Here is a 24,282-nt window from a genome sequence, read left to right on the forward strand (position 1 = left end):
CAATGTCAGACGGTTGCCGTCAAGCAGCGGGTACCCGTCAGCACTGGCGCAGACCCGGGGCCGGGTCGACCGGGGTGTGGACGTCGACGGCCGGCACGTTGCCCCACTGGCCGTTGTCCAACTGCGTCCAGTACCAGACGTTGTTGCCGCCGGGGTGCACGTCACCCGGGCCCCAGCACTGGAACCAGCTGAAGCTCGTGTTGAGCGGTCCCCGCACGCCCGAGTTGTAACGGCGGTGCTCGTAGCCCTTGGCGCCGACACGGTTGCCGCACCAGAGCTTGCCGTCGGAGCGGACCCCGCATTCGGCGGCGGCCGCCTTGCCGGCCGTCGGTACGGCGGTGGCCGGGCCGGCCAGGACGGCCAGGCCGGCGGTGAGCGCGGCGGCCAGACCGAGTGCGGTCGTCTTGACAGCAGACATGCTTCCTCCAGGTGAAGTCGTACGGATGTACGCATGGGTGATGTGACGTGATGTGACGTGATGTGTCGTGGGGTGGGAGGGCCGCCGGTCACGGGCAGGTGGGTACGCCGTCCAGCCAGGCCGGGCCCTGGATGTAGATGTTGGTGATCCACGCCCGGTACTCGGGCAGGTAGGACCAGGCGTCGTTCGTGTAGCCGTCCGCGGTGACGAGTTCGGCGTGCTTCTGGCACTGGACGCGGACGGTGGTCGGGCCGGGGAACTTGTGCACGCGCGGACTGCCCGTCGCCGGCTCGCTGTGGGTCCAGACGTCCGTGCCCCAGGTGCGGAACGTGCCCGGCGCCGGTGCCCCGATGCGGACCGCACCGGCGTAGTCACCGCCCAGCCGAACGTCGCTCACCATGATCCGGGTGCCGGACTGCCGGGCCTCCACCATCTTCCCCGCGCCGAGGTAGAGGGCGATGTGGTGGATCGAACCGCCCGAACCCCAGGCCAGCAGGTCGCCCGGCAGCAGGGGACCCGTGCCCTGCCCGGCGCTGAACCGGGCGGACGCGTGCGGCGTGTTGAACTGGTGGCCGGCATTGCCGGGGAGCAGATCACGGCCGACGGCACGGGCGTACGCGAAGCGCACCAGCCCCGAGCAGTCGAAGCCGAGACGCTCCGGGTCGTGCTCGCTGGCCGGGTCGCTCGGGTCCACCTGGCCGTACGTGGGGCCCGGCTCCGGCCCGTGGCCGCCACCCCACGTGTACCAGACCCCGATCTGCTCGCAGGCGGCCCGTACGGCGGCCTCCGCCGCCGCCGAAGCGCCCGGAGCGAGCACCCCGCAGGCCGTGTCCGCGGACCGGGGCGCACCCGCCCCGTTCGCCGTTGCACCCCCGGCCGCGGCCGCCAGGGCCAGGACCGCCGCCCCGACCGCGGCGGTTCTGGCCCACCGGCCGCCGCGCGCCGGTGCCGTGAGTCTTCTGCCGGCTCCCGGCACCGTGCCTCCCCCGTGCTGCGGCTTCCGCCACCACCCGTGCATCCCCGTGCCCCGCTTCCCCTCGAACCGTGCGGTGCCGCGACGTACGCCCCTGAAGCCGGGCCGCGGCTGCCACCGGCTGATCCGCCGGCCCTTCGACACTGGCCTGCGCCGACCCCCGGTGTCGAGGACCGCCGCGTCTCCCACCTGGGCGGGAAACGGGAAACCCCCCGGGAAACCCGCACCGTTGGGGAGCCGGCCCGGCGTCAGCAGGACGGCTTGGCCGACAGACCGAGTCCCGGCGGCAGGTGCGCCTCCCCGCTCGCCGCCCGGTCCCGCACGTCCGGCCCGGAACCCCCGGTGAGCGCACAGATCGCGGCGAGGCGGGCCGCCGGGTCCAGCGACCACAGACGGACCGTGCCGTCGGTTCCGCTGCTGGCCGGCCGGCCGTCCGACGGGTCGAAGGCGACACCCCACACCGCGCCCGCGTGCCCCGCCAGCGAGGCGGCCGACCGGAACCGGACGGCGTCCCACACCCGGACGGTGCCGTCCACGCCACCCGACACCAGGGTCCGGCCCCGCGGCCCGAACGCCACCGCCCGTACCGCCCCGACATGCCCGGTCAGCACGGCGAGCGTGCTGCCGCTGCCGGGATCCCAGAGCCGGACCGTGCCGTCGTTGCCGCTGCTGGCCAGGGGCCGGCCGGCAGGGCCGAACGCCACGCTCCGCACCGCCCCGGAATGCCCCCGCAGCACCGCCCGCTCCCGGCGGGCGGCCGGATCCCACAGCCGCAGGGTCAGGTCGTCGCTGCCCGAGGCCAGCAGCCGGCCGTCGGGGCTGAACGCCAGCGTGTTGACGAAGTCCTGGTGGCCGGTCAGACTCGTCAGCTGGCGGCGGCCGGCCGTGTCCCACAGCTTCACCGTCCGGTCCGCGCTCGCCGACGCCAGGGTCCGCCCGTCGGGCGCGAACGCCACCGCGAACACCGAGCCCAGGTGACCGGTCAGGACCGCCAGCACAGTGCCCCGCCGGGTGTCCCACAACCGGACCGTGCGATCCGCGCCGGCCGACGCGAGGGTGCGGCCGTCGGGGGCGAAGGCCACTGCGAACACCGCCCCCTGATGGCCGGTCAGTGTCCCCGCCGGCCGGTGACCGGCCATGTCCCACAGCCGTACGGTTCCGTCGGCCGCGGCCGACGCGAGGAGCCGGCCGTCCGGGGCGAACGCCGACTGCCACAGCTCGGCGAACGGGCGGGCCACCAGCGTGCTGCGGCCCGGATCCCACAGCACCGCGGACCGGTCGAAACTGCCCGTGGCCAGCAGGCCGCCCGGACCGACCGCGACCGCGAGCACGTAGTCGGCGTGGCCGCCGTACGTCTGGGTGAGGCGGTGGCCCGCGGTGTCCCACACCTTCGCCGTGCCGTCGCCGCTGCCGCTCACCACGCCCCGGCCGTCCGAGGTGAAGGCCACCGCGTTCACGTCGTCGCTGTGACCGCGCAGCACCGCGGCCGCGGCCCGCCGGAGCGGGCCGGCGCCGCTGCCGGGCAGTCCCGCCGTACTCCACAGGCGTACCGTCCGGTCCGCGCTGCCCGAGGCCACGCTGCGGCCGTCGGGGGCGAAGGCCACGCCCAGCACCCCGTCCGTGTGACCGGCGAGGACGGCCGGCGGGCGGGCTTCCGTCGGAGGCTGCGGCACGGACCACAGCCGGACCGTACGGTCTGCCGCGCCCGAGACGACCGTACGGCCGTCGGGAGCGAACGCGACGCCGTGGACCGTGTCGGTGTGCCCGCGCAGGGTCGCGGCGAGATGCCCGGAGGCGACGTCCCACAGGCGGACCGTGCCGTCCATGCCGCCCGAGACGACCGTACGCCCGTCGGGGGAGAAGGCCACCGAGCGGACCCCGCCGCTGTGTCCGTACAGGACGCCCGCCGGCTGGCGGTCCGGCAGCCGCCACAGCCGGACCGTGCCGTCGGTGCCCCCCGAGGCCAGCAGCCGGCCGCCCGCGCCGAACGCCGCCCCGAGCACCGGCCCGCCGTGCCCGGTGAGGACCGCCGCCACCGACCGGTGGCCCGGGCCGCCCCACAGCCGGACCGTGCCGTCGCTGCTGCCGGTCGCCAGCAGCCGGCCGTCGGGAGCGAACGCCACCGTGTTCACCGGGCCCGTGTGACCGGCCAGCCGACCCGCGAACGCCTGCGCCTGCGTGCTCAGGAGCGCACCACGGGCCTCCTTCGTCGCAGCCGTCCGGTACGCCTGGGCCGCGAGCAGCATCGACGCCTCCGGCTGTCCGGACGCCATCGCCTCCGACTGCACCGCCATCGCCTGCGACTGGGCGACCCGCCGCTCCGCCACGGCCCGTGACCGCTGGTGGAACGCCAGGACGCCGGCGCCCAGCGCGGCCGTCAGCAGCACGGCGAGCAGGGCGAGCAGGCGGCGGCGGGTCCTGGCCTGCCGCAGCGCCCGCCGGCGGCGGCCGTCCTCCTCCGCCCGGCTCGCCGCCAGGAACTCAGTCTCCGCCGGACCCGGCGGGTCCCGGCCGTCCTGCTGCTCGGCCCACTCGTCGGCGGCGGCCAGCCGATTGCCCCGGTACAGCAGCTCGGGGTCGCGGTCCTCCCGGATCCAGGCCGCGGCCGCGTCGGCGAGCTGCTGGTGCAGGAGGAGCCCGGCCCGGTCGGCGTGGATCCAGCCGCGCAGCCGCGGCCACACCTGGAGCAGGGCCTCGTGAGTGATCTGCACCGCGGTCTCGCCGGCCGTCACCAGGCGGGCGCGGACGAACGAGTCCAGTGCCGCCGAGGCCGCGCGGGGATCCCGTACGCCCGCGGTCAGCCGGTCCGGTGCGGTCCGGCGGCGGGTCTCCACCACCCCGTCGCCCACGTGCACCAGTTGGAGCAGCACCCGACGGGCCGCCGTCTGGCCGTCGTGGTCGAGCGCGGAGAACACCTCCTCGGCGGTACGGGCGACCGCGCCGCGCAGCCCGCCGGTCGCCTCGTACCCGGCGACGGTGAGCGTACGGCCGGTCCGCGCGCCCCAGGTGACGAGGAGGGCGTGGGACAGCAGAGGCAGCGCCCAGGCGGCGCTGGGCGGGCCGCCGCCGGCGGCACCCGCATCGCGCAACAGGAGTTCCACCAGCCCCGGTTCGAGGACCAGGCCGGCCCGGTCGGCCGGGCGGGTGACGGCGGCGCGCAGCTCGTCCGGGGTCATGGGCGCCAGGACGAACAGGCCGTGGGTGAACACGTCGGCGAGTTCGGGGTAGGCCAGGCAGCGGCCGCTGAAGTCGGCGCGCAGGCCCAGCACCACCACGGCCGCGGCGTCCGGGCCGCCGGCGCAGAGCGCGGCGAGAGCGGCGACGTACGCGCGGCGCTGCGGCTCGTCCCGGCACAGCGTGAAGACCTCCTCGAACTGGTCGATGACCAGCACGAGTCCGTCCGTGCCGCGGGCGGTGCGCACGGCCGGCACCAGCAGGCCGGGCCGGTCGGCGAGGGCGGCGGCGGTGGGCAGGGCCCCGGTTTCGCCGGTGAGGGCGGCGACGGCTTCGAGGAGTTCCGCCAGCGGGTCGGCCGTCGGGGTGCAGATCACCACCCGGCGGGTGCCGGCCCGGCGGAGGGCCGGCACCAGACCGGCCCGCAGCAGGGAGGACTTGCCGGCGCCCGAGGAGGCGACCACGGCGAGCGGGCCCCGGCCGGCGCGCTGGGCGAGCCGCTCCAGCAGGGCGGTGGTGGCGTGCTCCCGGCCGAAGAACCAGCCGGCGTCCTCGGTGCCGAAGGCGGCGAGACCGCGGTACGGGCACTCGGCGGCGGGTTCCGGCTGCCGGGCCGCGGGCACCTCGGGGGCGAGTGCGGCCAGGGCGCCGCCCGCGCGGAGCACGGCGTCACAGGAGCGTGCCAGGTCGCCGGTCGGGGGCTTGCCACCGTTCTCGATCTTGCTCAGGTAGCCCTTGCTGTAGTGGACCAGCCGGGCCAGGGCGGACAGCGACAGACCGCGCTCGGTCCGCAGCCGCCGCAGTGCCGGTCCGAACTCCTCGGATCCGGCAGGGTGTCCGCCCGCGCCCACGGTCTCCCCGGCGTCGTCCGGCGACCGGCCGCGTGTCCCGTCCATACGTGCCTCCGCACCGTTGCGGCTCCTCACGCTAGCGATCCGGACCCCCTGCCCGCACGGCCCGCTGACTCGTTCGGCTGATTCCCGGCCGCGCGGGTGGGCCGCGGCGGACGGAGGGTGACGCGGGCGGGGGACGGGACCGGGGGACGGGAAGGCCGTGAACGGAGCCGCCCCCGCGGCCGGACCGCGCGGGGCGGTCGGCGGCGGGGGCGGACCCGGCCGGACGGGGTCAGCAGACGCGGTCGGCCCCGACCTCGTTCCGGGCCGGCGGACGCAGGACGGCCGCCGTGAGGATCAGGGCGATGGCCGCGCCCAGGACGGCGGCGGCACCGGCCCACGGCACGGGGGCGCCGAGCGTGCCGGACAGCGGGTCGAACCCGGCCGTCCGGCCCGCGAGGTGCAGGACGATCACCGCGCCGGCGGTGGCCGCCGCACCCCACCAGGCCGCCACTGCGCTCCGTACCGTCAGGGCCAGGGCGCCGAGGACGCACAGCACCGCGGTGACGGCGGGCACCACCGCGTCACCGGCACCGGAGAGCACGGCCGCCGGGTCGGCGGGCAGGTGCAGGGCGGCGACGAACAGCAGCGCGAGCCCCGCGGCCCAGCGCACCTCTGGCCGGGGCGTGCGGGCCGGCGGCTCGGCCGGAGGGGCCTCCGGGGCGCGGCGCCGGACGGTGAGGCGGGCCATGTCGTACTCGACGGACCCCTCCTCGGCCGGACGCGGCCCGACGGGCTCCCGGCCGTCCGGCTCGGGCACCGGGACCGGCACCGGAACGGGCGGGGTGGGGGCGGCGAGGATGCCCACCAGGGTGGCGACGTCCTCGATGGGGCGTCCGGCGGCTGCCGCGCGCAGCGCGATCTCGGCCTCCGCCTGCTCCTGCGGGGACTGGCACAGGTGGCCGATCAGCCGCCCGACCTCGTCCACCGGCCGGTTGACGGCCGCGGTCGACACCGCGTCCCGGACCAGGTCGGGGTGCCGGCCGCCCTCCTTGAGCAGGGACACCAGCTCGGTGACCTGGTCCAGCGGACGGCAGGTCGCCACGGTGTCCATGAGGGTGCGCAGCGGGTCCGCGGCCGGGTCGGCCGTCGGCTGGGTCTCGGAAGGTCCGTGGCCGCCTGCCGGTGCAGCCGCGGATCGGATGGGTTGGTTCATGACAAGCTCCGTTCGCCGACGCACGGGTCTACTCATGCGCGTCGGTCGCTGTGCACCTAGGAGGTGCACGCATTGTCATTAGGCAGTACCTCAGCGTCATACGCCATTCGGGGCAGGCAAACGGGGGGTGCGGCGGGTCGGCGGCCCGCCGGGCCCGCGGTGTGCAGACGGGTGGCCCCGGGGGAACGGGGCCAGACCGGCGGCCAGCCCGCGGGGAGGACGATCGCTTCGACGAAAGGCGTCCGCTCCCGGAAGTTCGGCGGTACGGTCGCCGACGGCGGCCGGGCGGGAATGCGCTCCGCATCGAGGACCCGTAGCCGCAGCGGCGGCACGGAGACCACCGGCCGGGTCGGGTGCGGGTCGTCAGGTGCCGGGCTGCTCCGCGAAGTGCCGGAGAACGGCTGCCTGGACGCCCTGGAGGAACAGGGTGTTCTGCTTGATCTGGGACAGCCGGGTCACGGCATGGGCGGCGTACTCCGGTCCCTCCACGGCCGAGGCCTGGAGGAAGGCGGCGAGGACGTCGATGCCGCGTGCCGTGTCGGCGAACTGGCCCACGGGGACCAGGCGGCGGTCGAGCGGCGCGGTGTCGTCGGTGACCACGTCGGTGAGCAGCGACGGCTGCCAGCTGTCCGCATTGGTGAGCGAGTGGTGCGTGTCGAAGCGGACGGTGACCGTCTCGCCGGCCGCCACGGCGATGCTGTACGAGCCGTCCTCGCTGGTGTAGGCGTGGTCGACGAGGGTGAGGTCGGGATGGTAGACGCTCACCTTGATCATGAAGATCGGCTCGTCCCCGGTGATGGATCGCACGTGCCCGTACATGAGGGTCCCCTCTCGGGCGCACCTGATGTCAGGTTCGCCCCGCGCACGGACCATGTCAATTGCGGTCGGGGCGGGCCTCCGCGTCCCGGCCGGCCGACGGCCGTACGCCCATGACGTCGAGCAGAGCGCGGGTGGCCGGGCTGGGGTTGAAGCGGCTCCAGGCCAGGTACTCGACGCGGTGCGGGCCGTCGACGACGCGGACCAGCGCCAGTTCGGGATCGTCCGCGATCTGCGGACGGACGAAGGCCGACGGCAGCAGGGCCACGCCCAGGCCGCGGGCGGTCAGCCGGGTGATCAGTTCGGCGACCCCGGCCTCGTACGCGACGTCGCGGACCAGACCCGCGGCGGCGAACGCCTGGTCCGACTGGGCCCGGGCCGGAGTGCCGGCCACGAAGTCCACGAACGTCTCGTCGGCGACCTCGGCGAGCGTGACCTGCGGGGCGCCCGCCAGCCGGTGCCCGGCCGGCACCACCAGCACGTGCGCGTCGTGGTCGAGCACCAGCGCCTCCACCCCGGCCGGCCGTTCCCCCTCCGGCATGCCGAGGAACGCGATGTCGAGCTCGCCCCGCCGGATCGCCGCCGCCAGCTCGTCGCTGCCGCCGGCCCGCAACAGCACCCGCACGTCCGGGTGTTGAGCCCGGTAGCGCTGGAGCAGCTCCGGTACGTCGACGGCGGCCGTGGTGACGATCACGCCGACCGCGAGCCGGCCGCGCACCACCCCCGCGGCCGCCGCCGCATCGGCCACCGCACGGTCGGCGGCCGCCAGGCAGTCCCGTGCGCCGCCGAGGAACGCGGCCCCGGCGCTGGTGAGTTCGACCCGGCGGCTGGAGCGGGCGAACAGCCGCACGCCCAGCTCGCGCTCCAGACTCGCAATGCGGTGGCTGAGCGAGGACTGGCCCACATCACAACGTTCCGCGGCACGTGTGAAGTTGCGGGTCTCCGCAACGGCGACCACGTAACGCAGCTGCTGGAGATCCACATGTTCCATCGTGCTCGTTCATGGCTGTCATGACAACCATGCTTTGCCGTCATGGTGATGGGTCATCAGACTTGACCTCATGCAGATGACTCAGAACAGGCAGAGCAGCCCGCGTATTGACGACGAGCAGACCGACGAGCAGCGCCTGCACCACGGCAGCGACCTGAACACCGCCCCGGCCGGGGCAGGAGAACCCGCGCAACGGGCCCGGCGGGCCGCGTTCGCCAAACGCGCCGCGATCGTTGCGGTGACCGCCATCGCTCCGATCTCGTGGGGGACGACGTACGGAGTGACCACCGAACTCTTACCGCCCGGGCATCCGTTGTTCGCCGGCCTGATGCGCGCGCTGCCCGCCGGGCTGCTGGCGCTGGCGATCACCCGGACGCTCCCGCGCGGCGACTGGTGGTGGAAGGCGGCCGTCCTCGGCGTGCTCAACATCGGTGCGTTCTTCCCCCTGTTGTTCTTCGCCGCCGAACGCCTCCCCGGTGGCGTGGCCGCCACCCTCGGCGCCGCACAGCCGCTGCTCGTCGCCGGACTGGCGATCGGAGTGCTCCACGACCGGCCGACGGTGTGGAGATGGGCCTGGGGCGTGGTCGGCGTGCTCGGGGTCGGACTCGTCGTCCTCGGGCCGACGGCCCGGCTCGACGCCCTCGGTGTGGTCGCCGGGCTGTCCGGCACCGTCCTGATGGCCGGCGGGGTCGTGCTGACCAAGCGATGGGGCCGCCCCGAAGGAGTCGGCCCGCTGTCCCTCGCCGGCTGGCAGCTGGCCGTCGGCGGACTGGTGCTGCTGCCCCTCACCCTGCTGGTCGAAGGCGTGCCGTCATCGGTCGGCGCCGGAGCCGCCGGCGGCTACCTGTGGCTGGGCAGCATGGGCGGCCTGATCGCGTACACCCTGTGGTTCCGCGGCATCGGCAGGCTGCCGGTCGGCGCATCCGCACCGCTCGTCCTGCTGTCGCCGCTGGTCGCGACCGTCATCGGCACCGCGCTGGGCGAGTCCCTGACCCTCCTGCAGGGCCTCGGCTTCCTCCTTGCCCTCGCCGCCATGCTCGCCGCGCAGCTCAACTCCCCGAAGCGGGGCCGGCGATGACCCCGGACGAGACGCCCCGCGCCCTGACGATCGCCGTGCTCGGCGCCACCGGCATGGTCGGCAGCCGGGTGATGACCGAAGCGGCGGCCCGCGGCCACCGGGTGGTCGCCCTCTCCCGCAAACCCGTCGACCGGACCGCCCGCGTGACACCGGTCGCGGTCGACGCCACCGACCCCCAGGCCCTCCGCGAGGCCCTGACCGGACCCGTCGGCACCGCGCCGGACGCCGTCGTGCTGGCCGTACGGACCCTGCCGGTGGACCGGGACTTCCTCGTCGGCACCACCCGTACGGTGCTCGACGCCGCCGCCGGCCGCGGCATGCGCGTTCTCGTGGTCGGCGGAGCCGGTGCGCTCCGCAGCCCCGGCGACCCCGCCCGGCTGGTCGCCGACGACCCGGCCTACGTCCCCGCCGAGTGGCGGCCGGTCGCCGCCGCCGGGCTGGCCCAGCTGGACGCCTGCCGCCGCCACGGCCACTCCGACTGGGTCTACCTCAGCCCACCGGCCCTGCTCGAGCCCGGCAGCCGTACCGGACGCTACCGGCGGGGCTCCGACACCCTGCTCACCGCAGCCGACGGGACGTCCCGGATCAGCGCCGAGGACCTGGCCGTCGCCGTCGTCGACGAACTGGAGCGGCCCGGCGCCGATTCCCACATCACGGTCGCCGAGCAGGACGGACACGCCGCCGGGTGAGGGCGGGCGGATGCGCGGATCGGGTGGCCCGGGCCCGCCGCGACGCCCGGGCCCGTCGTGGCGGCGGGGCCGGGCGGGCGGCCGGTGCTTTGCTGGCCGCCGGCGGCCGCACCCGCGGCCGCGCGGCCGGGAGGAGCACCGTGACGGCACAGCCGGAGATGGACGAAGCGAAGGTCGAGGCCTTCATGGAGAAGGCACTCGGCGACCTCAGCGGCACGATGGCGATCGGCCTGTGCCACCTCGGCGACCGGCTCGGCCTGTTCAAGGCCCTCGCGGCCGACGGCCCGTCCGGCAGCCGGGACCTCGCCGACGGACTGGGACTCGACGAGCGCTACGTACGCGAATGGCTGCGCGGCCTCACCGCCGCCGGCTACCTGGAGGAGCCCGGGCCCGGACGCTTCGTGCTGCCGCCCGAGCACGCCGTCGCCCTCGCCGACGAATCGGGTCCGATGTTCCTCGGCGGCGTCTACCAGATGATGCCCGCCGCCTTCGCCCCGTACGAGCGGCTGGCCGAGGCCTTCCGTACCGGCGGCGGCGTGAGCCAGAGCGACTACCCGGACAGCCTGTGGGACGGCATGAGCCGCTTCACGGGCAGCTGGTTCGAGACCGTGATGGTCCACGACTGGCTGGGGACCTTCCCGCACGTCGTCGAGAAGCTGGAGCAGGGCGTCGACGTCGCCGACGTGGGCTGCGGCGCCGGCCGCGCCCTCATCGTCCTCGCCCAGGCCTTCCCCCGGTCCCGCTTCCACGGCTTCGACAACTTCCCCGGCCAGGTGGAGCGCGCCCGCGCCAACGCGGAGGCCGCCGGGGTTGCCGACCGGGTCTCCTTCGAGACCGTCGACGCCGCCCAGGGACTGCCCGGCCGGTACGACGTGATCACGACCTTCGACGTCATCCACGACTCCGCCGAACCGCAGCGGCTCCTCACCGCGATCCGGGCCGCCCTCAAGGACGACGGCGACTACCTCATGCTGGAGATCAACTGCGCGGACCGCCCCGAGGACAACGTCGGCCCCGTCGCCGCGATGCTCTACGGCTTCAGCGTCTTCTACTGCATGACCACGTCCCTCGCGAGCGGCGGCGCGGGCCTCGGCACCTGCGGCACTCCCGAATCCGTCGTCCGCGACCTGACCGCGGTGGCCGGCTTCACCTCCGTCACCCGCTCCACGGCCGAGGACCCGTTCAACGTCCTCTACGACATCCGGCCGTGACCGGAGGGGCGTGACCGGACGGCCTGACCGGACGGGCGGGACCGGCACGGGCGGGACCACGGCAGCGTGACCCCGCCCCGTCCCGCGTCAGGCGCCCACGTACTGGGCCAGGTGCTCGCCCGTGAGGGTGGAGCGGGCCGCGACCAGCTCGGCGGGGGTGCCCTCGAAGACGACCCGGCCGCCGTCGTGGCCGGCACCCGGACCGAGGTCGATGATCCAGTCGGCGTGCGCCATGACCGCCTGATGGTGCTCGATCACGATGACCGACTTCCCGGAGTCCACGAGCCGGTCGAGCAGACCGAGCAACTGCTCGACGTCCGCCAGGTGCAGACCCGTCGTCGGCTCGTCGAGGACGTAGATCCCGCCCTTGTCGGCCATGTGGACGGCCAGCTTCAGCCGCTGCCGCTCACCGCCCGACAGCGTCGTGAGCGGCTGGCCCAGGCTCACGTACCCGAGACCGACGTCGACGAGCCGCTCCAGGATCCGGTGCGCGGCAGGCGTGCCGGCCTCGCCGTCACCGAAGAACGCCGCCGCCTCGGTCACGGACATCGCCAGCACCTCGCTGATGTCCCGCCCCCCGAGCCGGTATTCGAGGACGGCCGCCTGGAACCGCTTGCCCTCGCAGTCCTCGCACGTGCTCGCGACCCCCGCCATCATGGCCAGGTCCGTGTAGACGACACCGGCACCGTTGCAAGTGGGGCAGGCACCCTCCGAGTTCGCGCTGAACAGGGCCGGCTTCACCCCGTTGGCCTTGGCGAACGCCTTCCGGATCGGCTCCAGCAGCCCCGTGTACGTCGCCGGATTGCTGCGCCGCGACCCGCGGATCGGGGTCTGGTCGACGGCCACCACACCCTCCTCGGTGGGGATCGACCCGTGCAGCAGGGAACTCTTGCCGGATCCGGCCACGCCGGTGACCACCGTCAGCACGCCCAGCGGGACGTCCACGTCGACCTTGCGCAGGTTGTTCGCCGTCGCCCCGCGGATCTCCAGCGCCCCGGTGGCCCCGCGCACGGTCTCCTTCAGCGCGGCTCGGTCGTCGAGGTGCCGCCCGGTGATGGTGTCGCCCGCCCGCAGCCCGTCGAGGTCGCCCTCGTAGCAGACCGTGCCGCCCGCCGAGCCCGCGCCCGGCCCCAGGTCGACGATGTGGTCCGCGATCGCGATCGCCTCCGGCTTGTGCTCCACCACCAGCACCGTGTTGCCCTTGTCCCGCAGCCGCAGCAGCAGGCCGTTCATCCGCTGGATGTCGTGCGGGTGCAGACCGATCGTCGGCTCGTCGAAGACGTACGTGACGTCCGTGAGGGAGGACCCGAGGTGCCGGATCATCTTGACCCGCTGCGCCTCGCCGCCCGACAGCGTCGCCGACGGCCGGTCCAGCGCGAGGTAGCCCAGACCGATCTCGACGAACGAGTCCAGGGTGCCCTGCAGCGCGGTGAGCAGCGGGGCTACCGAGGGCTCGGACAGCCCGCGGACCCATTCCGCCAGGTCGCTGATCTGCATCGCGCAGGCGTCGGCGATGCTCACCTTCTTGATCTTCGAGGAGCGGGCGCCCTCGCTCAGGCGGGTGCCGTCGCACTCGGGGCAGGTGGTGAAGGTGACCGCCCGGTCGACGAACTCCCGGATGTGCGGCTGCATCGCCTCCCGGTCCTTGGCCAGCATCGACTTCTGGATGCGCGGCACCAGGCCCTCGTACGTCATGTTGATGTCGGCGATCTTCATCCGGGTCGGCTCGCGGTGCAGGAAATCGTGCAGCTCCCGCTTGGTGAACCGGCGGATCGGCTTGGCCGGGTCGTAGAGGCCCGACTCGCTGTAGAGCCGGTGGTTCCAACCGCCCGGCTTGTAGCCGGGGATGGTAAGCGCCCCCTCGTCGAGGGACTTGGAGTCGTCGTAGAGCTGGGTGAGGTCGAGGTCGGTGACGCTGCCCCGGCCCTCGCAGCGCGGACACATGCCGCCGGTGCGGGTGAAGGTCGCCTTCACCGCCTTCCGGTCGCCGCGCTCGACGGTGATCGCTCCGGACGCCCGGACCGAGGGGACGTTGAACGCGTACGCGCTGGGCGGGCCGATGTACGGCTTGCCGAGCCGGCTGAACAGGATGCGCAGCATGGCGTTCGCGTCGGTCGCGGTGCCGACCGTGGACCGCGGGTCGCCGCCCATCCGCTGCTGGTCGACGGCGATGGCCGTGGTCAGCCCGTCCAGCACGTCGACCTCGGGCCGCGCCAGGGTGGGCATGAAGCCCTGTAGGAAGGCGCTGTACGTCTCGTTGATCAGCCGCTGCGACTCGGCGGCGATGGTGTCGAACACCAGGGAGCTCTTGCCCGAACCGGAGACGCCGGTGAACACCGTCAGGCGGCGCTTGGGGATCTCGATGCTGACGTCCTTGAGGTTGTTCACGCGCGCCCCGTGCACCCGGATCAGGTCGTGGCTGTCCGCCGCGTGCCGCTCGGACGACTGCGTGTGCGTCCTCTTGCCCGTGCCCATGTGTCTCCATCCGTAGCGCCGCGGCGGAGCCGGTCCGCCGCGGCCTCCGCCGTCGTTGCGTGGCTCGATCCGGTCCGATCACCGTCGAGCGTACGTCCGCTGCCGCCCCGGCGGGCTCAGGGCAGTTCCTTCACTTCGTCGATGCGGACGAGGTTGCCCGCGGGGTCGCGGACCGCGCAGTCCCGGCCACCGCACGGCTGCTCCGCGGGCGGCCGGACGACCTCGGCCCCGCCGTCCCGGAGCCGGGCGAAGACCGCGTCGAGATCGGCCGTGGCCAAGGTGATCCGGGCGTACGTGCCCTTGGCCATCATCTCGGCGACCGTGCGGCGCTCGTCCTCGGTGACGCCGTGCTCGGACGCCGGCGGCTCCAGGACGACGGCCGTGTCCGGCTGCCCGGCCGGCCCGACCGTGATCCGGCGCGGGGCGCCCGCGCCGGAGTCGGCGCGGACCTCGAAGCCGAGGAGGTCGCGGTAGAACGCCAGGGAGGCGTCCGGGTCGGTGTGCGGGAGGAAGCTCCGGTGAATGCGGATGTCCATGCCCCGCACGCTAGGCGGGGCGGCCCGGACCGGGCTTCTCCGATCCTGACCGATACCCGGCGGCGGCGGACCCGGCGGGGGAGGGCCTGGCGCGGCAGGACCCCGGCGCGACCGGCGGCCGTAGACCCGGCGTGCGGGCGGTTCCAGCCCGTGCACGGACGCGGCCCGTCCGGCAGACCACCCGGCCCGCCTGACAGCACCCGTCCTGCCGGCAGAGCACCCGGCCCGTCCGGACGGGCACCCGGTCCGGCAGCCGCGGCCCGTGCCCCTTGGGACCCGCCGCCGGGGAGGCGCGTTGTGGGAGACTGGCCGGATGAAACGGCCGGACCTCGACGACCTCGTCCGCCTGCGCAGGGCCCGCGACCGGATGGACCGCGACTACGCGGAGCCGCTCGACGTGCCCGCCCTGGCGCGCGAGGCCCTGATGTCCGCGGGCCACTTCTCCCGCAGCTTCCGCGCCGCCTACGGGGAGACCCCGTACGCCTACCTGATGACCCGCCGCATCGAACGCGCCAAGGCGCTGCTGCGGCGCGGCGACCTGAGCGTCACCGAGGTCTGCTTCGCCGTCGGCTGTACCTCGCTCGGCTCGTTCAGCACCCGCTTCACCGAGCTCGTCGGCATCAGCCCGAGCGCGTACCGGGCCGGCGACCACGAGCCCGCCGCCGCCATCCCCGCATGCATGGCGAAGATCTACACGCGACCGGTCAGGAACGGAGAAGCGGGCCGGAGCACCGCGCCGTAGCGTGGGCGGCATGAACATCACGCTCTCGCAGTGCTTCATCGCCGTCGACGACCACGACAAGGCGCTCCCCTTCTACCGCGACGTCCTCGGCCTCGAAGTCCGCAACGACGTCGGCTACGAGGGGATGCGCTGGGTCACCCTCGGCTCGCCCGAGCAGCCGGACGTGAACATCGTCCTCGAACCGCCGCTCGCCGACCCGAACGCCTCCCCGGACGACCGCCGGGCCGTGGCCGAACTCATGGCCAAGGGCCTGCTGCGCGGCGTCATCTTCGCGACGGACGACTGCGACGCCACCTTCGAGCGCATCAGCGCCGCCGGCGGCGAAGTCCTCCAGGAGCCGATGGACCAGTTCTACGGCGTGCGCGACTGCGCCTTCCGCGACCCGGCGGGCAACATGCTGCGCTTCACCCAGCCGCTGCCGCCGAAGTAGCCCCCGCCGGGCCCGATGTGCCGGACGGGCCCGGATCACCGCTACTTGTCCCGGGACCGGTACGCGCGCATCGCCAGCGGTATGAACACCGCGGCGATGCCCGCCGCCCACACCAGCGACCACAGCACCGGCCGCCCGACCGGCGTGCCGTCGAGCAGTCCGCGGAACGCGTCCGACAGGTGCGTGACCGGGTTGACGTTCACCCAGGCCTGCAGCCACCCCGGCATGGTGTCCACCCGGGCGAAGGCGCTGCTCGTGAAGGTGATCGGGAAGATGAACGTGAAGGCGAAGACCTGCACCTTCTCCGCATCGCCCGCCAGCATGCCGATCAGCACCGCGGTCCAGGCCATCGCCGCGGCGAACGTGAGCAGCAGCAGGGTCGCCCCCAGGAAGCCCGCCGGGCCGCCGTGGATCCGGAACCCGAGCAGGAATCCCAGGCCGAGCATGAGGAGCATCGCCCACAGCTGCTTGGCCAGGTCGGCGGCGATCCGCCCGAACAGCGGTGCGGACCGCGCGATCGGCAGGCTGCGCAGCCGGTCGAAGACGCCCTTGGTGAGGTCCGTGTTCAACGACATCGCGGTGTACATGCTCATGAACAGGGTGTTCTGCACGATGATGCCGGCCAGCGCGTACTGCAGGTACTCCTTCGGCGTGCCCGCCATCTGCCCGCCGAAGACGTACGTGAACAGGAACACGAACATGATCGGCGTGATGCTGTAGTCGACCAGCTCCAGCGGGTTGTGCTTCACGGAGACCAGGCTCCGCCAGGCCATCGTGGCCGTCTGCCGCACCGCGGCCGTGGCCCTGACCCGGCCGCCCCGGCCGAGACCCTCTGCGATCGGTACGGTCGTCATGACACGCTCCCCGCCGTCAGCTTCTCTTCGTCGTCGTCCGCGTCACCGTCATCCGTACCGCCCGTCGGCGCCGGCTCCGCGTGGTGCCCGGTCAGCACCATGAACACCTCGTCGAGGGTCGAGCGGCGCAGTGTCAGCTCGCCCACCGCGATCCCCGCCTGGTCCAGCCGGCGCACCACCGCCGGCATCAGCTCGGGGTCGTTGACCGGGGCCGTGACCCCCTCGCCCTCGATCTTGGCCTGCGGTCCGGCCTGCTCGGCCATCAGCGCGTGCGCCGCGCCCAGATCGGCGGCCCGCAGCGGCCGCAGCTCCAGCACCTGCCCGCCGACCTGCGACTTCAGTTGGTCCGGCGTGCCGTCGGCGATCACCCGGCCCTTGTCGATCACGACGATGTTGTCGGCGAGCCGGTCCGCCTCCTCCAGGTACTGGGTGGTGAGCAGGGCCGTCGTGCCCTCCGCGACCAGCATCCGCAGCAGTTCCCACAGCTCGCCGCGGCTGTGCGGGTCGAGCCCGGTCGTCGGCTCGTCGAGGAACAGAATCCGGGGCCGCCCCACCAGGCTCGCCGCGAGGTCGAGCCGCCGCCGCATGCCGCCGGAGTACGTCTTCACGGCCCGGCCCGCCGCGTCGCTCAGATGGAAACGCTCCAGCAGCTCGCCCGCCCGGGCCCGGGCCTCCCCGCGCGCCATGCCCAGCAGCCGGCCGATCATGAGCAGGTTCTCGGTGCCGGTCAGGTTCTCGTCCACCGCCGCGTACTGACCGGTCAGCCCGATCACCGAGCGCACCAGCCCCGCCTCGCGCACCACGTCGTGTCCGGCGACCTCCGCCCGCCCGGCGTCGGGCCGCAGCAGGGTCGCGAAGATGCGGACGGCGGTCGTCTTCCCGGCGCCGTTGGGCCCGAGCATCCCCAGCACCGTGCCCGTCGGCACGGCCAGGTCCACGCCCGCCAGCGCACGCGTCTCCTTGAACTGCTTGGCCAGACCCTCGGCCCGGATCGCGTACTCCATGACATCTCCTCGGTCCTGTACGGCCGGAAACCATCCTCTCCACTGTGACGCATGCCACTGACAGCCCGCCCGGCGGCGCCGCAACCGCCGCCTCGGCACGGGCCCGGGCATCCCGGAAGCCGCTGCTCCCGGTAGCCGGGTGACCCGCGTCTCACCGGCGCGTCCCCGCTTGTCTATGCAACGAGTTGCATAGCAGGATCGGAGGCATGGCGCTCGACCACGCGATCCTCGTCTCCCTGCTGGAGAAGCCGGGCTCCGGCTACGAGCTGGCCCGGCGGTTCGAGCGGTCCATCGGCTACTTCTGGACCGCCACCCACCAGCAGATCTACCGCGTGCTCAAGCGGATGGAGGGCGACGGACTGCTCGCCGTCCGCGACGTGCCGCAGCAGGGCCGCCCGGACAAGAAGGAGTACTCCGTCGCCGGCCCCGGCCGCGCGGCCCTCTCCCGGTGGCTCCACGAGCCGATCGAACCCGAGAGCCTCCGCCACGACCTCGCCGTGAAGATCCGAGGCGCGGCCTTCGACGACCCCGCGGCCCTGGTCCGCGAAGTCGAACGGCACCGGCAGGTCCACAGCGACCGGCTCGCCCACTACCTCGCCGGCGAAGCCCGCGACTTCACCGGCCCGGGCGCCCCGGACGCCCTCGACACCGGGCAGGAGCTCCAGCACGTCGTCCTGCGCGGCGGCATCGCGTACGAGCGGATGTCCCTCGCCTGGCTCGACGACGTCCTCGCCACCCTGCACCGGATCGCGGCCACCCCGCCGCCGGCCGCCTGACGGCGCCCGCCCCGGCCCGCGCCCCCGACGAACCCCTCGACCACCAACCTCCCAGCCCCGGAAGGCGGACCTCCATGGCCGACGCCCTGCTGTTCAACCCGCACACCTACGACCCGGCGCACTTCGACCCGGAGACCCGCAGGCTGCTGCGCGCCACCGTGGACTGGTTCGAGAGCCGCGGCAAGCGCAAGCTGATCGAGGACTACCACTCCCGCGCCTGGCTGGCGGACTTCCTCGCCTTCGCCGCCAAGGAGCGGCTGTTCGCCACCTTCCTCACCCCGGCCTCCGCCGCCGGCGAGGGCCAGGAGGACCTGCGCTGGGACACCGCCCGGATCGCCGCACTCAACGAGATCCTCGGCTTCTACGGCCTCGACTACTGGTACGCCTGGCAGGTCACCATCCTCGGCCTCGGCCCGGTCTGGCAGAGCGAGAACGCCGACGCCCGCGCCCGCGCCGCCGAACTCCTCGCCCAGGGCGAGGTGTTCGCCTTCGGCCTGTCGGAGAAGACGCACGGCGCCGACATCTACTCCACCGACATGCTGCTCCAGCCCGACGGCAACGGCGGCTTCCGAGCCACCGGTTCGAAGTACTACATCGGCAACGGCAACGCCGCCGGCCTCGTCTCCGTGTTCGGCCGCCGCACCGACGTCGAAGGCCCGGACGGGTACGTCTTCTTCGCGGCCGACAGCCGCCACCCCGCCTACCACCTGGTCAAGAACGTCGTCCCCTCCTCCAAGTTCGTCAGCGAGTTCCGCCTGGAGGACTACCCGGTCACCGCCGAGGACGTCCTGCACACCGGGCGCGCGGCCTTCGACGCGGCCCTCAACACCGTCAACGTCGGCAAGTTCAACCTGTGCACGGCCTCCATCGGCATCTGCGAGCACGCGATGTACGAGGCCGTCACGCACGCCCACAACCGCATCCTCTACGGCCGCCCCGTCACCGCCTTCCCGCACGTGCGCCGCGAACTGGCCGACGCCTACGTCCGCCTGGTCGGCATGAAGCTGTTCAGCGACCGAGCCGTCGACTACTTCCGCTCCGCCGGCCCCGACGACCGCCGCTACCTCCTCTTCAACCCGATGACGAAGATGAAGGTGACCACCGAGGGCGAGAAGGTCATCGACCTCATGTGGGACGTCATCGCGGCCAAGGGGTTCGAGAAGGACAACTACTTCGCCCAGGCCGCCGTCGAGATCCGCGGACTGCCCAAGCTGGAGGGCACCGTCCACGTCAACCTCGCCCTGATCCTCAAGTTCATGCGCAACCACCTGCTCGACCCGGCGGCGTACCCGGAGGTGCCGACCCGGCTCGACGCGGCCGACGACGACTTCCTGTTCCGCCAGGGCCCGGCCCGCGGCCTCGGCGCCGTCCGCTTCCACGACTGGCGCCCCGCCTACGACGCGTACGCCGAGCTGCCGAACGTCGCCCGGTTCCGCGAACAGGCCGACGCGCTCTGCGAGTTCGTCGCCACCATGGCCCCCGACGAGGCGCAGAGCCGCGACCTCGACTTCCTGCTCTCGGTCGGCCAGCTGTTCGCCCTCGTCGTCCACGGCCAGCTGATCCTGGAGCAGGCCCGCCTGACCGGCCTCGACGAGTCCGTGCTCGACGAGCTGTTCTCCGTCCTCGTCCGGGACTTCTCCGGCCACGCCGTCGAACTCCACGGCAAGGACTCCGCCACCGCGGAGCAGCAGGCGTGGGCCCTCGGCGCCGTCCGGCGCCCCGTCGTGGACGAGGCCCGCGCCGCTCGCGTGTGGGCCCGCGTCGAAGCGCTCTCCGGCGCCTACGAGATGGCCGAATAGCGGCGTACGCACGGCGGCCCGCCCTTCTCGGTGAGGGCGGGCCGCACGTTCGCGCTAAGGTGCGAACGTGAGCTTTCATGTCGTCATCGGGTACGGACCCGCAGGTGCCGCCACCGCCCGGCTGCTGGCCGAACAGGGCCACACCGTCAAGGTGTTCACGCGGTCCGGCGCCGCGGGCCGCACCCCCGAACCCGGTGTCGAACACGTCGCCCTCGACGCCTCGGACGCCCGCCGCCTGACCGGGGCGGCCGACGGCGCGGCCGCCATCCACGGCTGCGCCGCACCGCCCTACCACCGGTGGGCCGCCGACTGGCCGCCGCTCGCCGCCTCCCTGTGCGCGGCCGCCGAGGCCACCGGGGCCGTCCTGGTCATGCTGGGCAACCTCTACGGCTACGGCCCGGTGTCCGTCCCCATGACCGAGGACCTGCCGCTCGCCGCCACCGGCCCCAAGGGGAGGCTCCGCGCCGGCCTGTGGGAGCAGGCCCGGACGCTGCACGAGCAGGGCCGGATCAAGGCGGTCGAGGTCCGCGCCTCGGACTTCTTCGGCCCCGGCGTCACCGACGGCGGTCACCTGGCCGCCCGCGTCGTCCCGCCCCTGCTGCGCGGCAAGCCGGTCTCCGCCCTCGGCGACCCCGACGCCCCGCACAGCTGGACGTACCTCCCCGACGTGGCCCGCGCCCTCGTCGAGGTCGCCGGCGAGGAACGCGCCTGGGGCCGCGCCTGGCACATCCCGACCGCCCCGCCCCGGTCGGTCCGCGAGATGGTCGAACGCCTCACCGCGCAGGCGGGCGGCCGGCCCGTCGCGGTCCGCCGGATCCCGGGCCCGGCCCTCGCCCTCGCCGGCCTGTTCTCGCCACTGCTCCGCGAACTCAAGGAAATCCGCTACCAGTTCGAGCATCCGTTCGAGGTCGATGCGAGCGCCTACGAGGCCTCGTTCGCGGTCCGCGCCACACCCCTCGACGAGCAGCTCAAGGAGACCGTCGACTGGTGGACCGCGCGCCAGGCCCGCTGACACGCCCGCTGACACGCCCGCGGGGCGGGTGCGCCCGTACGGACCCACCCGCCCCACGGGGCAGCGCCGGACACCCGGCCCGGCCGCGGATCAGCAGCGCGGGCAGGCGTCCCGGATCACGCGCCAGGTGAAGGCGGTGCTGCCGGCGACACCGGCCGAGTCGGTCGCGATCACCGTGACCGTACGGGTGCCCGCGCCGCGCGCGGTCCCCGAGATCAGGCCCGTGAACGCGTTGATCGTCAGCCCGCCCGGCAGGTTGGCCGCGGACCAGGTGTAGACACCGGTGCCGCCGCTCGCCGTCATCTGGAGGCGGACCGGGTCGTACTGGAAGTGCACCTGAGTGCCGGGGTTCGCCACCGCCACCGACGTGACGGCGGCGCCGGACGCGGCCACGGAACCGGCACCCCCCGACGGAGCCGGCGCGGCCGCGGCGGACGGCCCGGAGGCCACCGCCACGGCGGCGGCCAGCGAAGTGAGCAGGGCGGCGATGCGCAGGGGACGACGCGCGACAACGGCCAACGGAGACCTCCCGGACGACGGCACGCGGCCCCGCCGCGCGGCGCCACCTCCGTGACGCCCGGGCAGCATAAGAACCGGCCCGGTGCCGCCGACACCCCACGCGAACAGGGGGGTTGACGGCTCCGCACCCGCCTGCGCGGCAGGTGCGGAGCCGCCCCGGGATCAGGTGACCCGGCCCTGCTCCTTGAACATCTTCGACACGTACTCGTCGAAGTACGGGCTGTAGTTCCAGCCCGTGGACGGGGCGATCAGGCTGGTCACGCCGTTCACGTAACCGAGGCCGTTGCCCGTGTTGTAACGGCGCAGCCAGGGGCCGCCGCTGGAGCCGGGGTGGAAGTTGCAGCGGATCTTCACCTGGGTGGAACCGGCGGTCGCACTCGTGCCCCCGTGGCAGAACATCTGGATCTGGCCGTTGGAGTGGTTGCGCGGGTAGCCGATCACGTACACGTTCTGCGTGCGGTCGTAGTTGACGCTGATGCCGTGGCCGCCCGTGACGTTGACGAGCTTCTTGCCGTTGCGCGGCCACGTCGTCACCATCGCGACGTCACGCGTGTACTTGCCCTCCGACGTCCACGACTTGAACGCACGGAACTGCTTGGCCGCGAACGAGCCGTACGGCTTGGAACCGTTGTGGTAGCGCGGCACGTACACCCAGTTCGTCATCCACTTGCCACCGCGTCCCCCGTGGACGCAGTGACCGGCGGTCACGACGAGCTGCTTGGAGCTGCTGTTCAGCGCACTGGCCGAACAGACGTAGTTCCGGCCGTCCTTGGGGTTCTTGAAGAACACCTTGCCGGTCGCGGCCGAGGTCGGGATCGCGGTTGCGGCCAGGCCCGACGGGCTCGGCAGCGTCGGCCGCGCCCCCGGGGAGGACCACGGCTGCCCGACGGGTGCAGCCTGCGGACCGGCGGCCGCTGCCGCCCGGGCCGCACCGGGCAGGACGTCGAGCGGGATCGCCTTGCGCATCCGCTCGGGCGTCCAGTACGAGTCGGCGGCGGCGCTGTTGTCCGCCGGGGCGGAGCTGGTCGCCTCGGCCGCCGCAGCGGTCGAGCCGGAACCCCCGGGCGGAGTGACCGCCCCGGCCGCCCCCGTACCGGTCAGGGCCAGCAGCATCGCCGATGCCGCCGGTATGAGCGTCCTACTGAGCCTTCGCAACGTGTGTACTTCCCCTCTCCTGGGCACCGCACAGCGATGCCGAGTACACGTCAAGTGCTGTGAACCCGGACGACCTTACGGAAGTCCGGTCTGGCTGAACACAGGGATCGGTCCCTCCGCCTGGGGACGTTCCTGCGCAGACGGAAGGTTGCATTCAGCCAGAGGGGAAGTTCACCGGCCGGGCTACTGCACCCCGTCCGCCGCCGGACCCTCCAGCCCCTCAAGGCTGTCCATGAAGGAGCTGACGGAGAACACCGCCCGCCCCGGACCGGCCGGACCGTACCCCGGCGGCGAGCTGAGACCGAGGTCCTCCAGCGTCGCCCGGTACGCCTCCAGCAGCCGGATGTGGTACTCCAGCGGCGCGCCCAGCGGGTTGGCCTTGCCCAGCGGGGTCGTCGGCTCGGGGCACCACGTCGTGAACCGCGGCACCACCCCGTGCGACATGAAGAACCGCAGCCCCTCGGTGGTCGACTCGATGGCCTCGCCCACCTTGGTGAACCCGAACGGCTCGGCCATCTCGATGCCCGCCACGAAGTTCGGGATCACGTTGCGCGGCCCGAACACCTCGGCCGAGTCCAGGATCCGGCGGTGCCACTCGTCCCGGCCGACGTACCGCTCTTTGCCGGGGCAGTGCAGCTGGAACAGGCGGCGGTCCCACACCTCGAAGTTGGGGTGGTAGATCCGCACGCCGTGGTCGTGGAACCGCTGCACCGCGTCCCGCGGCAGCGCCTGCGCCACCACCTTCCCGATCCAGCGGCCCGGGAAGCGCTCCTCGATGGCCTGCGCGTACTGCCCGTAGAAGTCCGCCTCGTCCCGGCCGCCGACCTGCGAGGTGATCGACCCGCCCGTCAGCGTGTACGCCCGCGAGATCCCCGCCGTGTCGTACCGGTCGATGATCTCCAGCGCCTCCAGGACCTCCTCCACCGGCTTCACCCCGGTGTACGGCCGCCCCGCCGCCTTGTGCTGGCGCCAGTTGTGGTTGATGTCGCAGAACTGGCACTCCTCCTTGGCGCCGAAGTACTGGCACACCCGGAACACCGTCAGGTAGATCAGGTAACCCCACTGGATCGTCGGCGCGACCTCCATCACCGACTTCCCGTTCGACAGCGTGTGCCGGTAGTACTCGGGCATCGGCGGCAGCCCCACGTCCGCGATCCGCGCCCCGTCCAGGTACAGACCCAGCCGGCCGTCCTCGTCGCCGCGGACGACGTACGGCGAGTCGGGGTTCACCCGGACCGACACGACCGTGCGGCGCAGCCCGTACGGGCCGCCGGTCAGCACGATCTCCTCCGGCGGCCGGTTCAGCGCGGCCGCGCCCAGCTCCGGCAGCGTGCGGTGGTCGAACGAGAAGATGAAGTACGACTTCGGCTTGACGTCGCCGGAGCCCCCGTCCGCCGTCCCGCTGAGTGCGGACTCGTCGAAGGCCATGCCGCCGCGCAGCAGGTCCTCCTTGATCACTGCTTCCCGGGGCACCTGGGCGAAACGCCCCATCAGGTCCTCGATCAGCGCGGTACGGCTCTGGCTCTGGCTCTGGACGGGCTGCATGGACAAACCGTATCCGCCCGGGCGGACCGGCCCGGA

Annotated in this window: 21 protein-coding genes; 8 read left to right on the forward strand and 13 right to left on the reverse strand. The window is 73.6% G+C overall.

Annotated features, from left to right (window positions below; genetic code table 11):
• Positions 1-37: 37 nt before the first annotated feature.
• The 6 genes from LG634_RS33405 to LG634_RS33430 form a co-directional block, all read right to left on the reverse strand.
• Positions 38-418: a hypothetical protein gene (locus tag LG634_RS33405; protein ID WP_226739554.1), complete on the reverse strand. Its 381-nt coding sequence runs from the start codon at positions 416-418 to the stop codon at positions 38-40.
• Positions 419-506: 88 nt separating this feature from the next.
• On the reverse strand, positions 507-1,235 hold the full coding sequence (locus LG634_RS33410; RefSeq protein ID WP_226739556.1) for a C40 family peptidase: 729 nt from the start codon (positions 1,233-1,235) through the stop codon (positions 507-509).
• A gap of 404 nt (positions 1,236-1,639) precedes the next feature.
• On the reverse strand, positions 1,640-5,461 hold the full coding sequence (locus LG634_RS33415; RefSeq protein ID WP_226739558.1) for an nSTAND1 domain-containing NTPase: 3,822 nt from the start codon (positions 5,459-5,461) through the stop codon (positions 1,640-1,642).
• A gap of 229 nt (positions 5,462-5,690) precedes the next feature.
• The gene (locus tag LG634_RS33420) at positions 5,691-6,614 is read right to left on the reverse strand and encodes a hypothetical protein (RefSeq protein WP_226739561.1); all 924 of its coding nucleotides are present in this window, start codon (positions 6,612-6,614) and stop codon (positions 5,691-5,693) included.
• 363 nt (positions 6,615-6,977) lie between these two features.
• Entirely contained in the window at positions 6,978-7,433 is a 456-nt protein-coding gene (locus LG634_RS33425; protein ID WP_226739563.1) for a carboxypeptidase regulatory-like domain-containing protein, read from the reverse strand.
• 55 nt (positions 7,434-7,488) lie between these two features.
• Positions 7,489-8,412: a LysR family transcriptional regulator gene (locus LG634_RS33430; RefSeq protein ID WP_226739602.1), complete on the reverse strand. Its 924-nt coding sequence runs from the start codon at positions 8,410-8,412 to the stop codon at positions 7,489-7,491.
• A 79-nt stretch (positions 8,413-8,491) separates the two neighbouring features.
• Here LG634_RS33430 and LG634_RS33435 point away from each other — a divergent pair, with 79 nt between their 5' ends.
• The 3 genes from LG634_RS33435 to LG634_RS38360 all read left to right on the forward strand — a co-directional run bounded on the left by LG634_RS33435 (position 8,492) and on the right by LG634_RS38360 (position 11,399).
• Positions 8,492-9,499 (forward strand): EamA family transporter, encoded by a 1,008-nt coding sequence (locus LG634_RS33435; protein WP_226739565.1) that lies wholly within the window; start codon positions 8,492-8,494, stop codon positions 9,497-9,499.
• A complete protein-coding gene (locus LG634_RS33440) occupies positions 9,496-10,188 on the forward strand; it encodes an NAD(P)-dependent oxidoreductase (protein ID WP_226739567.1) in 693 nt (230 codons plus the stop codon). Before LG634_RS33435 ends, LG634_RS33440 begins: the two co-directional genes overlap by 4 nt.
• Before the next feature lie 140 nt (positions 10,189-10,328).
• A complete protein-coding gene (locus LG634_RS38360) occupies positions 10,329-11,399 on the forward strand; it encodes a class I SAM-dependent methyltransferase (protein WP_226739569.1) in 1,071 nt (356 codons plus the stop codon).
• A gap of 87 nt (positions 11,400-11,486) precedes the next feature.
• Here the strand turns inward: LG634_RS38360 and LG634_RS33450 are convergent, their stop codons facing one another.
• Positions 11,487-13,874 carry an ATP-binding cassette domain-containing protein gene (locus LG634_RS33450; RefSeq protein ID WP_226739571.1) on the reverse strand — a complete coding sequence of 796 codons (2,388 nt, stop codon included), beginning with the start codon at positions 13,872-13,874 and terminating at the stop codon, positions 11,487-11,489.
• A gap of 116 nt (positions 13,875-13,990) precedes the next feature.
• The gene (locus tag LG634_RS33455) at positions 13,991-14,410 is read right to left on the reverse strand and encodes a VOC family protein (protein WP_226739572.1); all 420 of its coding nucleotides are present in this window, start codon (positions 14,408-14,410) and stop codon (positions 13,991-13,993) included.
• Between the two features lie 313 nt (positions 14,411-14,723).
• Here LG634_RS33455 and LG634_RS33460 point away from each other — a divergent pair, with 313 nt between their 5' ends.
• Both LG634_RS33460 and LG634_RS33465 read left to right on the forward strand, forming a co-directional pair.
• Positions 14,724-15,152 carry a helix-turn-helix transcriptional regulator gene (locus LG634_RS33460; protein WP_226739574.1) on the forward strand — a complete coding sequence of 143 codons (429 nt, stop codon included), beginning with the start codon at positions 14,724-14,726 and terminating at the stop codon, positions 15,150-15,152.
• A gap of 10 nt (positions 15,153-15,162) precedes the next feature.
• Positions 15,163-15,582, forward strand: coding sequence for a VOC family protein (locus LG634_RS33465; protein WP_226739576.1), 420 nt, complete (start codon positions 15,163-15,165; stop codon positions 15,580-15,582).
• Positions 15,583-15,623: 41 nt separating this feature from the next.
• Here LG634_RS33465 and LG634_RS33470 read toward each other — a convergent pair whose 3' ends face one another.
• Positions 15,624-16,436, reverse strand: coding sequence for an ABC transporter permease (locus LG634_RS33470; protein WP_226739577.1), 813 nt, complete (start codon positions 16,434-16,436; stop codon positions 15,624-15,626).
• Complete coding sequence (locus LG634_RS33475) at positions 16,433-17,440, reverse strand: ATP-binding cassette domain-containing protein (protein WP_226739579.1); 1,008 nt, start codon at positions 17,438-17,440, stop codon at positions 16,433-16,435. Before LG634_RS33475 ends, LG634_RS33470 begins: the two co-directional genes overlap by 4 nt.
• A gap of 206 nt (positions 17,441-17,646) precedes the next feature.
• On the opposite strand from LG634_RS33475, the gene LG634_RS33480 reads away from it, so the two are divergent.
• From LG634_RS33480 to LG634_RS33490, 3 genes are all read left to right on the forward strand, one after another.
• Positions 17,647-18,216: a PadR family transcriptional regulator gene (locus LG634_RS33480; RefSeq protein ID WP_226739581.1), complete on the forward strand. Its 570-nt coding sequence runs from the start codon at positions 17,647-17,649 to the stop codon at positions 18,214-18,216.
• Between the two features lie 74 nt (positions 18,217-18,290).
• On the forward strand, positions 18,291-20,015 hold the full coding sequence (locus LG634_RS33485) for an acyl-CoA dehydrogenase family protein (RefSeq protein ID WP_226739583.1): 1,725 nt from the start codon (positions 18,291-18,293) through the stop codon (positions 20,013-20,015).
• 67 nt (positions 20,016-20,082) lie between these two features.
• Positions 20,083-21,027 (forward strand): NAD-dependent epimerase/dehydratase family protein, encoded by a 945-nt coding sequence (locus LG634_RS33490; RefSeq protein ID WP_226739585.1) that lies wholly within the window; start codon positions 20,083-20,085, stop codon positions 21,025-21,027.
• A gap of 90 nt (positions 21,028-21,117) precedes the next feature.
• Here the strand turns inward: LG634_RS33490 and LG634_RS33495 are convergent, their stop codons facing one another.
• The 3 genes from LG634_RS33495 to LG634_RS33505 all read right to left on the reverse strand — a co-directional run bounded on the left by LG634_RS33495 (position 21,118) and on the right by LG634_RS33505 (position 24,246).
• Positions 21,118-21,546, reverse strand: a complete 429-nt coding sequence (locus tag LG634_RS33495; protein WP_226739587.1) for an Ig domain-containing protein — start codon at positions 21,544-21,546, stop codon at positions 21,118-21,120.
• A 162-nt stretch (positions 21,547-21,708) separates the two neighbouring features.
• Positions 21,709-22,659 (reverse strand): trypsin-like serine peptidase, encoded by a 951-nt coding sequence (locus LG634_RS33500; protein ID WP_226739589.1) that lies wholly within the window; start codon positions 22,657-22,659, stop codon positions 21,709-21,711.
• A 225-nt stretch (positions 22,660-22,884) separates the two neighbouring features.
• Positions 22,885-24,246 (reverse strand): radical SAM protein, encoded by a 1,362-nt coding sequence (locus LG634_RS33505; RefSeq protein ID WP_226739591.1) that lies wholly within the window; start codon positions 24,244-24,246, stop codon positions 22,885-22,887.
• Positions 24,247-24,282 lie beyond the last annotated feature (36 nt).

This window comes from Streptomyces bambusae (assembly GCF_020532645.1).
GTDB classification, from domain to species: domain Bacteria; phylum Actinomycetota; class Actinomycetes; order Streptomycetales; family Streptomycetaceae; genus Streptomyces; species Streptomyces bambusae.

Excerpts from the sequence above, each read along its gene's own strand:
- LG634_RS33405 (WP_226739554.1), bottom strand. The coding sequence starts at position 418 with ATGTCTGCTGTCAAGACGACCGCACTCGGTCTGGCCGCCGCGCTCACC.
- LG634_RS33415 (WP_226739558.1), bottom strand. The coding sequence starts at position 5,461 with ATGGACGGGACACGCGGCCGGTCGCCGGACGACGCCGGGGAGACCGTG.
- LG634_RS33420 (WP_226739561.1), bottom strand. The coding sequence starts at position 6,614 with ATGAACCAACCCATCCGATCCGCGGCTGCACCGGCAGGCGGCCACGGA.
- LG634_RS33425 (WP_226739563.1), bottom strand. The coding sequence starts at position 7,433 with ATGTACGGGCACGTGCGATCCATCACCGGGGACGAGCCGATCTTCATG.
- LG634_RS33435 (WP_226739565.1), top strand. The coding sequence starts at position 8,492 with ATGCAGATGACTCAGAACAGGCAGAGCAGCCCGCGTATTGACGACGAG.
- LG634_RS33440 (WP_226739567.1), top strand. The coding sequence starts at position 9,496 with ATGACCCCGGACGAGACGCCCCGCGCCCTGACGATCGCCGTGCTCGGC.
- LG634_RS33450 (WP_226739571.1), bottom strand. The coding sequence starts at position 13,874 with ATGGGCACGGGCAAGAGGACGCACACGCAGTCGTCCGAGCGGCACGCG.
- LG634_RS33455 (WP_226739572.1), bottom strand. The coding sequence starts at position 14,410 with ATGGACATCCGCATTCACCGGAGCTTCCTCCCGCACACCGACCCGGAC.
- LG634_RS33460 (WP_226739574.1), top strand. The coding sequence starts at position 14,724 with ATGAAACGGCCGGACCTCGACGACCTCGTCCGCCTGCGCAGGGCCCGC.
- LG634_RS33465 (WP_226739576.1), top strand. The coding sequence starts at position 15,163 with ATGAACATCACGCTCTCGCAGTGCTTCATCGCCGTCGACGACCACGAC.
- LG634_RS33470 (WP_226739577.1), bottom strand. The coding sequence starts at position 16,436 with ATGACGACCGTACCGATCGCAGAGGGTCTCGGCCGGGGCGGCCGGGTC.
- LG634_RS33475 (WP_226739579.1), bottom strand. The coding sequence starts at position 17,440 with ATGGAGTACGCGATCCGGGCCGAGGGTCTGGCCAAGCAGTTCAAGGAG.
- LG634_RS33480 (WP_226739581.1), top strand. The coding sequence starts at position 17,647 with ATGGCGCTCGACCACGCGATCCTCGTCTCCCTGCTGGAGAAGCCGGGC.
- LG634_RS33485 (WP_226739583.1), top strand. The coding sequence starts at position 18,291 with ATGGCCGACGCCCTGCTGTTCAACCCGCACACCTACGACCCGGCGCAC.
- LG634_RS33500 (WP_226739589.1), bottom strand. The coding sequence starts at position 22,659 with ATGCTGCTGGCCCTGACCGGTACGGGGGCGGCCGGGGCGGTCACTCCG.
- LG634_RS33505 (WP_226739591.1), bottom strand. The coding sequence starts at position 24,246 with ATGCAGCCCGTCCAGAGCCAGAGCCAGAGCCGTACCGCGCTGATCGAG.